The organism is Pseudomonas sp. FBCC-B1565 (assembly GCF_059133265.1).
Genome location: NZ_CP101438.1, coordinates 430,846 through 443,840, shown reverse-complemented (window position 1 = coordinate 443,840; position 12,995 = coordinate 430,846). Strand labels below are relative to the sequence as shown.

Annotated in this window: 15 protein-coding genes; 9 read left to right on the top strand and 6 right to left on the bottom strand. The window is 62.3% G+C overall.

Going from position 1 to position 12,995, the window contains the following annotated elements; genetic code table 11:
* Positions 1 to 95 precede the first annotated feature (95 nt).
* Genes NL123_RS02030 through pilG form a run of 4 tightly spaced genes read right to left on the bottom strand, consistent with a single transcriptional unit; the run spans position 96 to position 3,500 of the window.
* Positions 96 to 2,147, bottom strand: a complete 2,052-nt coding sequence (locus NL123_RS02030) for a methyl-accepting chemotaxis protein (RefSeq protein ID WP_494357127.1) — start codon at positions 2,145 to 2,147, stop codon at positions 96 to 98.
* Positions 2,144 to 2,668, bottom strand: a complete 525-nt coding sequence (locus tag NL123_RS02025) for a chemotaxis protein CheW (protein WP_494357126.1) — start codon at positions 2,666 to 2,668, stop codon at positions 2,144 to 2,146. Before NL123_RS02025 ends, NL123_RS02030 begins: the two co-directional genes overlap by 4 nt.
* Before the next feature lie 12 nt (positions 2,669 to 2,680).
* Positions 2,681 to 3,046, bottom strand: a complete 366-nt coding sequence (pilH, locus tag NL123_RS02020; RefSeq protein WP_014720320.1) for a twitching motility response regulator PilH — start codon at positions 3,044 to 3,046, stop codon at positions 2,681 to 2,683.
* 46 nt (positions 3,047 to 3,092) lie between these two features.
* The gene (pilG, locus tag NL123_RS02015; protein ID WP_071490365.1) at positions 3,093 to 3,500 is read right to left on the bottom strand and encodes a twitching motility response regulator PilG; all 408 of its coding nucleotides are present in this window, start codon (positions 3,498 to 3,500) and stop codon (positions 3,093 to 3,095) included.
* Between the two features lie 239 nt (positions 3,501 to 3,739).
* On the opposite strand from pilG, the gene gshB reads away from it, so the two are divergent.
* The 7 genes from gshB (at position 3,740) to NL123_RS01980 (ending at position 9,626) form a co-directional block, all read left to right on the top strand.
* A complete protein-coding gene (gshB, locus tag NL123_RS02010) occupies positions 3,740 to 4,693 on the top strand; it encodes a glutathione synthase (RefSeq protein WP_248485064.1) in 954 nt (317 codons plus the stop codon).
* Positions 4,694 to 4,770: 77 nt separating this feature from the next.
* Positions 4,771 to 5,676 carry an energy transducer TonB gene (locus NL123_RS02005; protein WP_248485066.1) on the top strand — a complete coding sequence of 302 codons (906 nt, stop codon included), beginning with the start codon at positions 4,771 to 4,773 and terminating at the stop codon, positions 5,674 to 5,676.
* 67 nt (positions 5,677 to 5,743) lie between these two features.
* Entirely contained in the window at positions 5,744 to 6,313 is a 570-nt protein-coding gene (locus tag NL123_RS02000; protein WP_494357125.1) for a YqgE/AlgH family protein, read from the top strand.
* Entirely contained in the window at positions 6,313 to 6,750 is a 438-nt protein-coding gene (gene ruvX / locus NL123_RS01995) for a Holliday junction resolvase RuvX (protein ID WP_003195067.1), read from the top strand. Before NL123_RS02000 ends, ruvX begins: the two co-directional genes overlap by 1 nt.
* Positions 6,751 to 6,822: 72 nt before the next feature.
* Complete coding sequence (gene pyrR / locus NL123_RS01990) at positions 6,823 to 7,329, top strand: bifunctional pyr operon transcriptional regulator/uracil phosphoribosyltransferase PyrR (RefSeq protein WP_248485069.1); 507 nt, start codon at positions 6,823 to 6,825, stop codon at positions 7,327 to 7,329.
* Between the two features lie 24 nt (positions 7,330 to 7,353).
* Positions 7,354 to 8,358, top strand: a complete 1,005-nt coding sequence (locus NL123_RS01985) for an aspartate carbamoyltransferase catalytic subunit (protein ID WP_248485071.1) — start codon at positions 7,354 to 7,356, stop codon at positions 8,356 to 8,358.
* Positions 8,355 to 9,626: a dihydroorotase gene (locus tag NL123_RS01980; protein ID WP_494357124.1), complete on the top strand. Its 1,272-nt coding sequence runs from the start codon at positions 8,355 to 8,357 to the stop codon at positions 9,624 to 9,626. The genes NL123_RS01985 and NL123_RS01980 overlap by 4 nt, the downstream gene beginning before the upstream one ends.
* A 126-nt stretch (positions 9,627 to 9,752) precedes the next feature.
* On the opposite strand, the gene NL123_RS01975 is transcribed toward NL123_RS01980, so the two are convergent.
* Entirely contained in the window at positions 9,753 to 10,163 is a 411-nt protein-coding gene (locus NL123_RS01975; protein WP_248488270.1) for an NINE protein, read from the bottom strand.
* Between the two features lie 268 nt (positions 10,164 to 10,431).
* Between NL123_RS01975 and NL123_RS01970 the strand changes: the two genes are divergently transcribed.
* Positions 10,432 to 11,067: a C40 family peptidase gene (locus NL123_RS01970; protein ID WP_058426558.1), complete on the top strand. Its 636-nt coding sequence runs from the start codon at positions 10,432 to 10,434 to the stop codon at positions 11,065 to 11,067.
* A 123-nt stretch (positions 11,068 to 11,190) separates the two neighbouring features.
* Here the strand turns inward: NL123_RS01970 and NL123_RS01965 are convergent, their stop codons facing one another.
* The gene (locus NL123_RS01965) at positions 11,191 to 12,225 is read right to left on the bottom strand and encodes a type IV pilus twitching motility protein PilT (RefSeq protein WP_494357123.1); all 1,035 of its coding nucleotides are present in this window, start codon (positions 12,223 to 12,225) and stop codon (positions 11,191 to 11,193) included.
* 57 nt (positions 12,226 to 12,282) lie between these two features.
* Here NL123_RS01965 and NL123_RS01960 point away from each other — a divergent pair, with 57 nt between their 5' ends.
* Positions 12,283 to 12,969, top strand: a complete 687-nt coding sequence (locus NL123_RS01960; protein WP_248485087.1) for a YggS family pyridoxal phosphate-dependent enzyme — start codon at positions 12,283 to 12,285, stop codon at positions 12,967 to 12,969.
* Positions 12,970 to 12,995: the final 26 nt, after the last annotated feature.

Sequence of the window (12,995 nt, the reverse complement as noted above, 5' to 3'; positions counted from 1 at the left end):
GGGGGCTTGCCCCCGATGGCGGTGCATCAGTCAAAGATTGGGTGACTGACCCACTGCTATCGGGGGCAAGCCCCCTCCCACATTGACACTGCATTTCAATCATCAACCTGCTTTGCGGGCGGGAGGGTGAACCCCGACACCGACCGTCGCAACTGGCTGGCCATCTTCGCCAAATTGCCGATGCTTTCGGCGGTCGCCGTGGAGCCCGACGAGGTCTGGGTGGTGATCTGCTGGATCACGTTCATGGTCAGGGAGATCTGCCCCGCCGAACTCGTCTGCTGCTGCGCCGCGTTGGAGATGCTCTGGATCAACGCTGCGAGGGTTTTCGACACGCCTTCGATCTCTTCCAGCGCCACCCCGGCATCCTGGGCCAACCGTGCGCCGCGCACCACTTCGGTGGTGGTCTGCTCCATGGAAATCACCGCTTCGTTGGTGTCGGCCTGGATCGCCCGCACCAGGGTTTCAATCTGCCGGGTCGCCGCCGACGAGCGCTCGGCCAGGCGCTGCACTTCATCGGCCACCACCGCAAAGCCGCGCCCGGCATCCCCGGCCATGCTCGCCTGGATCGCCGCGTTGAGGGCGAGGATGTTGGTCTGGTCGGCAATGTCGTCGATCAGGCTGACGATGTCGCCAATCTCCTGGGACGACTCGCCCAGGCGTTTGATGCGCTTAGCGGTGTCCTGGATCTGTTCGCGAATGTTGTCCATGCCGTGGATGGTGTTGTGCACCACCTCGTTGCCCTTGTTGGCAATTTCCACCGAGCGCTCCGCCACCGCCGAGGATTCGGCGGCGTTGGCCGATACCTGGTCGATGGACTGGGCCATCTGGTTGATCGCCGTTGAGGCCTCGGCAATCTGCTGGGCCTGGTGCTCAGACGCCTGGGCCAAGTGCATGGCAGTGGCCTGGGTGTCCTGCACTGCACCAGCGACTTGCCCGGCGGTGAGGTTGATGGTGGCGACCAGGTCGCGCAACTGGTCGACGGAATAGTTGATGGAGTCGGCGATGGTGCCGGTGAAGTCTTCGGTCACCGAGGCGGTCACGGTGAGGTCGCCGTCGGCCAGGTCTTCGATTTCATCCAGCAGGCGCATGATCGCGTTCTGATTGCGCTCGTTCTTCTCGGCGGTTTCATGCAGTTGGCGGTTGGTCTCGCGCACCATCACCAGGCCGATCAGGATGATCGAGGTCAGCGCCAGCAGGCCCAGCACATAGCCGCCGATGGTGTCGAAGCTGCGCCCGCCGGCCAGGTTTTCGAAACCGGTGGCCAGGTGCGAAGCTTCATCGAGCAGGGTTTGCGACAGGTTGAAGATATTGCTCGCCGAGGCACGTACCTGGAACAGTTGCGGCGAGGTTTCGAGGATTTCATCCACGGAGCCTGAGACAAACTCGAACAGCTCGGCGATTTCCGCCAGCCGCGCGCGGGCATCGCGGTCTTCGACCTGGGTAATGCGCAGGCCGGGGTTGCCCTGGAGCATGCCGTTGAGCACCTGGCCGAAGCGGTTGGCATCGCGGCCGAAGGCGTCGGCGGCCTGCACGGCGGTTTCGTCGCCGGCCAGTACGGTGTTCACCGCCCCCAGGATACGCTCGGCCAGCAACGACTGGCGCTGGGCCAGGGCGACCTGGCTGGCTGGGGCGCCGCGCTGCAGGAGGATGTCGACGACCTTTTCCGACTCCACCTGCAACTGCGGAACGGTTTCCGCCAGCGTCGCCGCGACCTGGTGCAAGGACAGCACGGTCTGTTCGCTGGCGAGGATCGCGTCGGTGTTTTTCAGCAGCGCTTCCCAGTCGGTCTGCACCGCACGCATTTCAGCACGTACCGCACTGGGCGCGGCCGGCAGGCCGGTTTCCGGGTCACCTTTTTTCAGGTAGCCCCAGCGCTGGGCGAAGTCGTTGCGCGCATCCCCCAGCAGATTGAACGCGGCGGCCTTGCCGGCAGCGGCTTCGGTGGCGTTCTTGGCGATGCGCTGGGACAGCACGCGCAGCTCACCGGCGTGGCCGATGTACTGCTTGTCATAGGTGGACTGGGTGTTGAGGTACGCGAAGTTGGCGAACAGCAACATGATGAACACGATCAGTGCAATGAACAGCACGATGATCTGGGAGCGGCTGCGTGACGCGGCCTGGGGTTTTGGCGGGGTAACGGTGGTCATGCGGCAACATCCATGAAGCCAGGGGCCTGGGCCAGGGCGAAGGGGCTGAAGACCTGCCACTGCGGGTTGCCCTCGAAACGCCCCTGGATATACGGCGCACCGGGAGCGGCACTCGCCAGCAGTGCGTCTTGTGCGAAATGCTGCATCCCCACCACCTCGTCCACCAGCAGCCCGACAAACAAATCGTTGAATTCCACCACCAATACGCGCCGCTGTTTGCGCGCCTTGGACAACTCAAGGCCGAGGAACCCGCCCAGGTCCATCACCGGCAACAAGCGCCCACGCAGGTTAGCCACACCCTTGACCCAGGCCTTGACCCCGGGCATCAGCGTGCAGCGCGGTTCATGCAGGACTTCGGCGACTTCACCCATGGGCGCCACATACCAGTGCTGCCCCAGGCGAAAGCCGATCCCGCTCCAGCGTTGCAGGCGGGTTTCCTGGGACGGCAGGTCGGCGGCCAACAGGCGACAGCGGCGGTCGATGTCCAGCAGCAGCTCAAAGGCGGTTTGCGACTCGGTCATGATGGCGAACCGTCAGCCGGCCAGCACCTTGTTCAGGGTGGCGATCAGGGTTTCTTCATCCACCGGTTTGGTCAGGTAGTCCTTGGCGCCCTGGCGAGCGCCCCAGATCTTGTCGGTTTCCTGGTCCTTGGTGGTGATGATGATGATCGGGATGCCGTTGGTTTCCGGCTCCTTGGACAGCTGTCGGGTGGCCTGGAAGCCATTGAGGCCCGGCATCACGATATCCATCAGCACGGCGTCAGGCTTTTCCTGGCGGGCCAGGGCCACGCCATCCGCACCGTTTTCGGCCTTGAGGACCTGGTGGCCATGCTTTTCCAGCATGCCGGTCAGTTTGTACATTTCGGTCGGCGAATCGTCGACGATCAGAACACGTGCCATGGTTTTCCCCACTACATAGGTGGACGCCGGCCCTTGTGAGGCGGCGTCAGTGTGCTTGTTCTACTACGGCGAACCCCGGCACGTAGGCCTTGATCGCGCCCAGCAGTTCTTCCTTGCTGAAAGGCTTGGTCAAAAACTGATCGACACCCACGATGCGCCCCTTGGCCTTGTCGAACAAGCCGTCCTTGGACGACAGCATGATCACCGGGATCGACTTGAACGCCGGGTTGTTCTTCACCAGCGCGCAGGTCTGATAGCCATCCAGGCGCGGCATCATGATGTCGACAAAAATAATGTGCGGGTGATGATCCACGATCCGGGCCAGGGCGTCGAAACCGTCGATGGCCGTGATGACATCGCACCCCGTGTTCTTCAACAAGGTCTCGGCGGTGCGGCGGATCGTCTTCGAATCGTCGATCACCATCACTCTCAAGGCGTTGGAATGCTGTTCCATATCTGCTCTGCCATCGCCACAGCGAATCGGTTTTCGGTGTGTACTGCCTGATGTTGCACAGGATGAGCGCCACAAGCCTCGGAATTCAAGGGCTGCTGCGCCGTGGCAGTCTTTTTAGCACAGTCTCCGGGCGCAATCTATCGAGCAACCGGCCAGGTGGTTTTTCCTTGACCCACAACAGCCGCAGCGCCACTCTGACGCCACTTTTATGCGCCCTTATTTGCTAGAGGAAATCCCCCATGAGCGTTCGCGTCGGCATTGTCATGGACCCTATCGCCAGCATTTCCTATAAAAAGGACAGCTCGCTGGCCATGCTCCTGGCCGCCCAGGCCCGCGGCTGGACCCTGTTCTATATGGAGCAGCGCGATCTTTACCAGGGCGACGGCGAGGCCCGTGCACGCATGCGCCCGCTGCAGGTGTTTGCCAACCCGGAAAAGTGGTTCGAACTGCAAGACGAAATCGACAGCCCGCTGCGCGATCTGGACGTGATCCTGATGCGCAAGGACCCGCCGTTCGACATGGAATTCGTCTACTCCACCTACCTGCTGGAGCAGGCCGAGCGCGCCGGCGTGCTGATCGTCAACAAGCCGCAGAGCCTGCGCGACTGCAACGAAAAGCTGTTTGCCACCCTGTTCCCACAGTGCACGCCGCCGACCGTGGTCAGCCGCCGCGCCGACGTGCTGCGTGAATTCGCCGCCAAACATGGCGATGTGATCCTCAAGCCGCTGGACGGCATGGGCGGCACCTCGATCTTCCGTCACCGCGCAGGCGACCCGAACCTGTCGGTGATCCTGGAAACCCTGACCGCCCTGGGCACCCAACAGATCATGGGCCAGGCCTACCTGCCTGCGATCAAGGACGGCGACAAGCGCATCCTGATGATTGACGGCGAGCCGGTGGATTACTGCCTGGCGCGCATCCCGGCCGCCGGCGAGACCCGTGGCAACCTGGCAGCCGGTGGTCGGGGTGAAGCCCGCCCTCTGTCGGACAAGGACCGTTGGATTGCCGCCCAGGTTGGCCCGACCCTGCGCGAAAAAGGCCTGCTGTTCGTGGGACTGGATGTGATCGGCGAGAACCTCACCGAAATCAACGTCACCAGCCCCACCTGCATTCGCGAGATCGACAACGCATTTGGCACGAACATCGGCGAAATGTTGATGGCCGCCATTGAGCGCAAGCTGCAAGCCAAGTGATATAGAACAGCCGGACACGCACCAACATTGCGCTATCATGCCCCACCTGTGAAACGCGCGATGTTGGTTTTTTTGTCATGACACTCCCGTCCGAGCTACCCCCCGAACTCTCCCACAGCGGCGTGCGCCCGGCTGATCGGCTCGGATTTACCCTGTTCCTGGCCGCGTTGATTCACTTGGCCCTGATCCTCGGCGTGGGCTTCACCATGGTCGAGCCCAAGCAAATCACCCAGACCCTGGAAATCACCCTCGCCACGTTCAAGAGCGAAAAGAAGCCCGAGAAGGCCGACTTCCTCGCCCAGGACAACCAGCAGGGCAGCGGCACCCTCGACAAGAAAGCCGTGCCCAAGACCACCGAAGTGGCGCCGTTCCAGGACAACAAGGTCAACAAAGTCACCCCGCCACCGGCGCCCAAACCGGAGATCAAGCAGGCAGCGCCCAAGCCAGCCGTGACCACCATCGCCCCCAAACCGCAGAAAGCCCCGGCCCAACGCGAAAAAACCAAGACCGAACCCACGCCCGAGCCCGTAAAACCGGCGCCGACTTTCGACAGCTCGACCCTGTCCGACGAAATCTCCAGCCTCGAAGCCGAACTGGCCAATGAACAGCAGCTGTACGCCAAGCGCCCGCGCATCTACCGGCTGAATGCCGCCTCGACCATGCGCGACAAAGGCGCCTGGTATAAGGACGAATGGCGCAAGAAGGTCGAGCGTATCGGCAACCTCAATTACCCGGAGGAAGCCCGACGCCAGCAGATTTACGGGAATTTGCGTCTATTGGTGTCAATCAACCGCGACGGCACGTTATATGAAGTGCAAGTGCTGGAGTCCTCCGGCCAGCCACTGCTGGACCAGGCCGCCCAGCGCATCGTTCGCCTGGCTGCGCCCTTTGCGCCGTTCAGCGGCGACTTGAACGACGTCGACCGCCTGGAAATCATTCGCACCTGGAAGTTTGCCAAGGGCGATCGGCTGTCGAGCAATTGATGACAATTGCCGCCTGTGGCACATCACCAGCTTGTCAGTTCGCCCCTCCACCGCCACACTAGCGGACATGAAAAATGTCAGCCCGACCTACCTCAAGCACCACTTCCTGATCGCCATGCCCCATATGGCCGACCCGAACTTTGCGCAAACCTTGACCTACATCGTCGAGCACACCGCCAAGGGTGCGATGGGGTTGGTAGTTAACCGCCCGCAGGCGCTGAATTTGGCGGATATCCTTGAGCAACTGCGCCCCGAGATCGACCCGCCGGCCCGTTGCCAGGGCGTGCCGATCTATATTGGTGGGCCGGTGCAGACCGATCGCGGCTTTGTGCTGCACCCCACCGGGCCGAAGTTCCAGGCCACGGTCGATCTTGACGGCGTATCGCTGTCCACTTCCCAGGACGTGTTGTTCGCCATCGCCGATGGCGTGGGCCCTGATCAAAGCGTGATCACCCTCGGCTACGCGGGCTGGGAAGCCGGCCAACTGGAGGCAGAACTGGCCAGCAATGCCTGGCTGACCTGCCCGTTCGACGCCGACATCCTGTTCAACACCGTCAGCGAACTGCGCCTGGACGCAGCGGCGGCGACGCTAGGAATCAACCTCAACCTGCTGACCAGCCAGGCGGGGCACGCCTGATGGCTTTGCGTCTGATCCTTGGCTTTGACTACGGCACCAAACAGATCGGCGTAGCGGTCGGCCAGGTGATCACCGGCCAGGCCCGCGAGTTGTGTACCTTGAAAGCCCAGAATGGCGTGCCGGACTGGAACCAGGTCGAGGCCCTCATAAAAGAGTGGAAGCCCGACGCGGTCGTGGTCGGGCTACCCCTGAACATGGACGGCACCCCCAGCGACATGTGCCTGCGCGCCGAAAAATTCGCCCGCCGACTCAATGGCCGCTACAACCTGCCCTTCTATACCCACGACGAACGCCTCACCACCTTTGAAGCCAAGGGCGAGCGCCGTGACCGTGGCGGACAAAAGGGCAGCTACCGCGACAACCCGGTAGACGCCATCGCCGCCGCCCTGCTGTTGCAGGGCTGGCTGGATGAAAACACCGCTTTATTTGAATCCTGACTGACGCGGCTTGCCGCGTCTTTTTACGTTTGAGCCCGGTCCTTGCCTGCGCGAGGCCTAGAAGGAGCCCCCATGAGCCTGCCGAACCCCGCCGAACTGATCAGCCAGATGGCCACCAGCCTCACGGCCCATCTGCAACACCGCAACATCAGCGAGCCACGCTTCATCGGCATTCGCACCGGCGGTGTGTGGGTGGCCCAGGCGCTGCTGGAAGCACTGGGCAGCGAGTCGCCCCTGGGCACCTTGGACGTGTCCTTCTACCGCGACGACTTCAGCCAGAACGGCCTGCACCCGCAAGTGCGCCCGTCGGCCCTGCCGTTCGAGATCGAAGGCCAGCACCTGGTGCTGATCGACGACGTATTGATGAGCGGCCGCACCATCCGCGCCGCCATGAACGAACTGTTCGACTACGGCCGCCCGGCCAGCGTGACCCTGGTGTGCCTGCTGGACCTGGACGCCGGCGAATTGCCGATCAGCCCGGACGTAGTCGGCGCCACCCTGTCGCTTGAAGCCCATCAACGGGTAAAATTGCTCGGTCCCACGCCGCTCGCACTCGAACTGCAAGACCTTGCCCTTTAAACCGCCTTGTAAAGAGTCCCCGCGATGACGCCTCTAGATGCCAAGCGCCCGCTGCAGCTCAATGCTCAGGGCCAGTTGCAACACTTCTTGTCCCTCGACGGTTTGCCCCGCGAACTGCTCACCGAAATCCTCGACACCGCCGACTCGTTTCTCGAAGTCGGTGGCCGGGCGGTGAAGAAGGTCCCGCTGTTGCGCGGCAAGACCATCTGCAACGTGTTCTTCGAGAACTCCACCCGCACCCGCACCACCTTCGAACTGGCGGCCCAGCGGCTGTCGGCCGACGTGATCACGCTGAACGTGTCCACCTCGTCGGCGAGCAAGGGCGAAACCCTGCTCGACACCCTGCGCAACCTGGAAGCCATGGCCGCCGACATGTTCGTGGTACGCCACGGCGACTCCGGCGCTGCACACTTCATCGCCGAGCATGTGTGCCCGCAGGTGGCGATCATCAACGGCGGTGACGGCCGCCACGCCCACCCGACCCAAGGCATGCTCGACATGCTCACCATCCGTCGGCACAAGGGCAGCTTTGTAAACCTCTCGGTGGCGATCGTCGGCGACATCCTGCACTCGCGGGTCGCGCGCTCGAACATGCTGGCCCTCAAAGCCCTGGGTTGCCCGGATATCCGCGTGATCGCGCCGAAAACTTTGCTGCCCATCGGTATCGAACAGTACGGCGTGAAGGTCTACACCGACATGGCTGCAGGCCTGAAGGACGTGGACGTGGTGATCATGCTGCGCCTGCAACGCGAGCGCATGACCGGTGGCCTGCTGCCGAGCGAAGGCGAGTTCTTCCGCCTGTTCGGCCTGACCACCGCACGCCTGGCCGGCGCCAAGCCGGATGCCATCGTGATGCACCCTGGCCCGATCAACCGTGGCGTGGAGATTGAGTCGGCGGTGGCCGACGGTCCGCAGTCGGTGATCCTCAACCAGGTGACCTACGGCATCGCCGTACGCATGGCCGTGCTGTCCATGGCCATGAGCGGGCAAACCGCGCAACGTCAATTCGAGCAGGAGAACGCCCAGTGAAGCTCAGCATCCTCGGCGCCCGCGTCATCGATCCGGCCAGTGGCCTGGATCAAGTTACCGATCTGCATCTGGAAGCCGGCAAGATCATTGCCATTGGCGCCGCGCCCGCAGGCTTCAACGCCAGCGAGACCATCGACGCCAAAGGCCTGGTGGCCGCGCCTGGCCTGGTCGACCTGAACGTCGCACTGCGCGAGCCGGGTTACAGCCGCAAGGGCAACATCACCAGCGAAACCCGCGCCGCCGCCGCCGGTGGCGTGACTAGCCTGTGCTGCCCACCGCACACCAAGCCGGTGCTGGACACCTCGGCGGTGACTGAGCTGATCCTCGACCGCGCCCGTGAAGCCGGCAACTGCAAAGTGTTCCCAATCGGCGCACTGAGCAAGGGCCTGGAAGGCGAACAACTCGCCGAGCTGATCGCCCTGCGCGACGCCGGTTGCGTGGCCTTCGGCAACGGTCTGGAAAGCTTTCGCAGCACCCGCACGCTGTTACGTGCCCTGGAGTACGCGGCCACTTTCGACCTGACGGTGATCTTCCATTCCCAGGACGGTGACCTTGCCGAAGGCGGCCTGGCCCATGAAGGCGCCGTGGCCAGCTTCCTCGGCCTGCCGGGCATCCCGGAAACCGCCGAGACCGTGGCCCTGGCCCGTGACCTGCTGCTGGTGGAACAAAGCGGCGTGCGCGCGCACTTCAGCCAGTTGACCAGTGCGCGGGGCGTGGCCTTGATCGCCCAGGCGCAGGCCCGTGGCTTGCCGGTGACGGCGGATGTGGCGTTGTACCAACTGATTCTGACGGACGAAGCGCTGATCGACTTCTCCAGCCTGTACCACGTGCAGCCGCCCCTGCGCACCCTGGCCGACCGCGACGGTTTGCGCGCAGCGGTGAAATCCGGTGTGGTCTCGGCGATTTCCAGCCATCACCAGCCCCATGAACGGGATGCCAAGCTGGCACCGTTTGGCGCGACAGAGCCGGGTATCAGCAGTGTTGAACTGTTGCTGCCGCTGGCGATGACGCTGGTAGAGGATGGGTTGCTGGACTTGCCGACATTGTTGGCACGCTTGAGCAGCGGCCCAGCCGAGGCCCTGCGTCTGCCGGCGGGCAAGTTGGCGGTGGGTTCGGCGGCGGATCTGGTGCTGTTTGATCCGGCCAGCTCCACGGTTGCCGGGGAACACTGGCTGTCCAGGGGTGAAAACTGCCCGTTCATCGGCCATAGCCTGCCGGCGACGGTGCGTTACACCCTGGTGGATGGACGTATCACCTACCAGGCCTGATAGACATCCAATGTGGGAGGGGGCTTGCCCCCGATAGCGGTAGATCAGTCAGCTTATCTGTAGCTGACCCACTGCAATCGGGGGCAAGCCCCCTCCCACATGTTGATCTCCACCAGAAGTTAAAGATCAGCGACCGCTGTTGCGCTCGGCATTGCGGATCGATATCTGCGTATTCAACGTCCAGAAGTCATACAGCACCCCCACCAGGAACAAACCGCCGGTCAGCAGGTAGATCAGGCCGGAGATCCATTTGCCCTGGTACATGCGGTGCACGCCAAACACCCCGAGAAACGCCAGCAGAATCCAGGCCACGTTGTATTCGATAGGCCCGGCGGTAAATCGCAGGTCCGCTTCACGGTCCATGGCCGGGATCAGGAACAGGTCGATCAGCCAGCCGATACCCAGCAAGCCAAAGGTGAAAAACCAGATCGTACCGGTCACCGGCTTGCCGTAATAGAAGCGGTGCGCTCCGGTAAAACCGAAAATCCACAGCAGGTAACCGATCACCTTGCTGTGAGTGTCTTGCTGCTCGCCAATCTGCTGATAGGTGTTCATCGCGTACCTCTTTTGCCTCGATAGATAAATTTTTTCATTTTCTTTGTGACTTTTTTACGGGCGCCCGACGTACGGCAAATGGTATCTTCCCTGCCCTGAAAGCCTTATGCCACCTGACTTGTGTAGGACAATTGCGGCGAATCGTCGCGTTTTTCCTGATTTTGACGTCAAGGTTCAGTCGACAAACGGCCTGAGAACGACACAAAAAGCTGTTATAAAGTTGCGCGCAAACCCATAAGAGCCACGCCTAATGCGACCATTTTTCAAGACATGGCTAACCATTTGCCTATTAATGCCACTGGCCGCCCACGCCACCAATCGTGAGCAACGACTTCCCAACGTTAACGGTTTCACCCCTAAAGTCCACAGCACGCCAAGCACCGCCAAGTCGGTCAAGCTGACCGTCAACCGCCCGACTCAACTGAGCAAGGCCCACGGTAAAGCCACGGCCGGCCTGGTAGGCGTCAACACCAAGCAGAGCAGCACCGTGCTTAGCCGCGCCGTCAACGTGCTCGGTACTCCTTATCGTTGGGGCGGCAGCAGCCCAAGTAAAGGGTTCGACTGCAGCGGTTTGGTGAAATATGCGTTCAACGACGTCGCCGCTGTGGATTTGCCGCGCACTTCCAACGCCATGGCCGCTGGCCACGGGCAGAAGGTTGATCGCAAGGACCTGAAACCGGGTGACCTGCTGTTCTTCAAACTGAAGAGTCGCCAGGTTAACCACGTTGCCATCTACCTGGGCAACGACCGCTTCATCCACGCACCGCGCCGTGGCAAAGCGGTCAGCATCGACACGCTGAAAAAGCCGTTCTGGGACAAGAACTACGTGATTGCCAAGCGGGTGCTGCCTAAAGAGCAGAACAACCTGCGGGTCGTGCAGCGCTGATTCCAGGCTGGAATGCGATAAACAATGTGGGAGGGGGCTTGCCCCCGATTACAGTGGGTCAGCTACAAATAAGCTAACTGATCCACTGCTATCGGAGGCAAGCCCTCTCCCTCATTTCGAGCTTCATATATCCCCAGGCACCCTCGCCTTCTGCTGCGCCTCTTCCCGACTGATCACCCCCTCCCCGACCAACGCCCTCAAGCTCATATCCAGCGTCTTCATCCCCAACGCCCCACCGGTCTGTATGGCCGAGACCATCTGCGCCACCTTGTCCTCACGGATCAGATTGCGGATAGCCGGCGTGCCCAGCATGATTTCATGGGCCGCCACGCGCCCGCCGCCGATCTTCCTCACCAGCACCTGGGACACCACCGCCTGCAACGACTCCGACAGCATCGAGCGGACCATGGCCTTTTCCCCCGCCGGAAACACGTCCACCAGCCGGTCCACGGTCTTTGCCGCCGACGAGGTGTGCAAGGTGCCGAACACCAGGTGCCCGGTCTCAGCCGCCGTCAGGGCCAGGCGGATGGTTTCCAGGTCGCGCAGTTCGCCCACCAGGATCACGTCCGGGTCTTCCCGGAGCGCCGAGCGCAGGGCAACGGAAAAGCTGTGGGTATCGCGATGCACCTGGCGTTGGTTGATCAACGCCATTTTCGGCGTGTGGATAAATTCGATGGGGTCTTCAAGGGTCAGGATGTGCTGGCGCCGATGCCGATTGAGAAAATCGATCATCGCCGCCAGGGTGGTGGACTTGCCCGAGCCGGTGGGGCCGGTCACCAGTACCAGGCCGCGCGGCAGTTGGGCAATACGCTGGAATACTTCCCCCAGGCCGAGGCGCTCCAGGCTTTGGACCTCGGACGGGATGGCACGAAACACCGCGCCCATGCCACGGTCCTGCCGGAACACATTGGCGCGGAACCGCGCGACACCGGGCAGCTCGAAGGCAAAATCCGTTTCAAGAGATGTTTCGAAATCCTTTTGTTGGTGCTGATTGAGCAATGGGCTCAACAAGTCCGCCACTTGCGGGGGTGAAAGCACCGGCCCATCCAGCGGCCAGACCTCGCCATCCACCCGCAGCATCGGCGCCAGGCCGGCGGACAAATGCAGGTCGGAGGCGCCACGGCACACGCTGGCCGTGAGTAATTCAGTGATATCCATAGGACTTTCCATTTCCAGTAGAATGCCGCGGACTCCATATCCACGGGCGCATCTTGAATGTCGACGATAGCAGACAACATCGGCCAGGTTAGCCAGCGCATCCGCGCCGCTGCCGACGCCGTGCAACGTGACGCAAGCAGCATCCACCTGCTGGCCGTGAGCAAGACCAAACCCGCGCAGGCAGTGCGCGAAGCCTATGCCGCCGGCATGCGCGACTTTGGCGAGAACTATCTGCAGGAAGCCCTGGGCAAACAGGCCGAATTAACCGACCTGCCCTTGAGTTGGCACTTCATCGGCCCCATTCAATCGAACAAGACGCGCGCTATCGCCGAGAACTTCGCCTGGGTGCATTCCGTGGATCGCCTCAAAATTGCACAACGCCTGTCCGAACAACGCCCGGCCGACCTGCCACCGCTGAACATCTGCATCCAGGTCAACGTCAGCGGCGAAGCCAGCAAGTCCGGCTGTACACCCGCCGACCTGCCAGCCCTGGCCAATGCTATCAGCGCCCTGCCGCGCCTGAAGCTGCGTGGCCTGATGGCAATCCCCGAGCCGACCGAAGAGCGCGCCGCGCAAGATGCAGCCTTCGCTACCGTGCGCGAGCTACAAGCCAGTTTGAACCTGGCGCTGGACACACTTTCCATGGGCATGAGCCACGACCTTGAGTCGGCCATCGCCCAAGGCGCCACCTGGGTGCGGATCGGTACCGCCCTGTTCGGCGCCCGCGACTACGGCCAGCCATGAAATGGCTGGCTTCCACCTGAGTAAGG

Bases quoted from the DNA above. Each gene is read 5' to 3' on its own strand.
- NL123_RS02030 (WP_494357127.1), bottom strand. From the start codon at position 2,147: ATGACCACCGTTACCCCGCCAAAACCCCAGGCCGCGTCACGCAGCCGC.
- NL123_RS02025 (WP_494357126.1), bottom strand. From the start codon at position 2,668: ATGACCGAGTCGCAAACCGCCTTTGAGCTGCTGCTGGACATCGACCGC.
- pilH (WP_014720320.1), bottom strand. From the start codon at position 3,046: ATGGCACGTGTTCTGATCGTCGACGATTCGCCGACCGAAATGTACAAA.
- pilG (WP_071490365.1), bottom strand. From the start codon at position 3,500: ATGGAACAGCATTCCAACGCCTTGAGAGTGATGGTGATCGACGATTCG.
- gshB (WP_248485064.1), top strand. From the start codon at position 3,740: ATGAGCGTTCGCGTCGGCATTGTCATGGACCCTATCGCCAGCATTTCC.
- NL123_RS02005 (WP_248485066.1), top strand. From the start codon at position 4,771: ATGACACTCCCGTCCGAGCTACCCCCCGAACTCTCCCACAGCGGCGTG.
- NL123_RS02000 (WP_494357125.1), top strand. From the start codon at position 5,744: ATGAAAAATGTCAGCCCGACCTACCTCAAGCACCACTTCCTGATCGCC.
- ruvX (WP_003195067.1), top strand. From the start codon at position 6,313: ATGGCTTTGCGTCTGATCCTTGGCTTTGACTACGGCACCAAACAGATC.
- pyrR (WP_248485069.1), top strand. From the start codon at position 6,823: ATGAGCCTGCCGAACCCCGCCGAACTGATCAGCCAGATGGCCACCAGC.
- NL123_RS01985 (WP_248485071.1), top strand. From the start codon at position 7,354: ATGACGCCTCTAGATGCCAAGCGCCCGCTGCAGCTCAATGCTCAGGGC.
- NL123_RS01970 (WP_058426558.1), top strand. From the start codon at position 10,432: ATGCGACCATTTTTCAAGACATGGCTAACCATTTGCCTATTAATGCCA.
- NL123_RS01965 (WP_494357123.1), bottom strand. From the start codon at position 12,225: ATGGATATCACTGAATTACTCACGGCCAGCGTGTGCCGTGGCGCCTCC.
- NL123_RS01960 (WP_248485087.1), top strand. From the start codon at position 12,283: ATGTCGACGATAGCAGACAACATCGGCCAGGTTAGCCAGCGCATCCGC.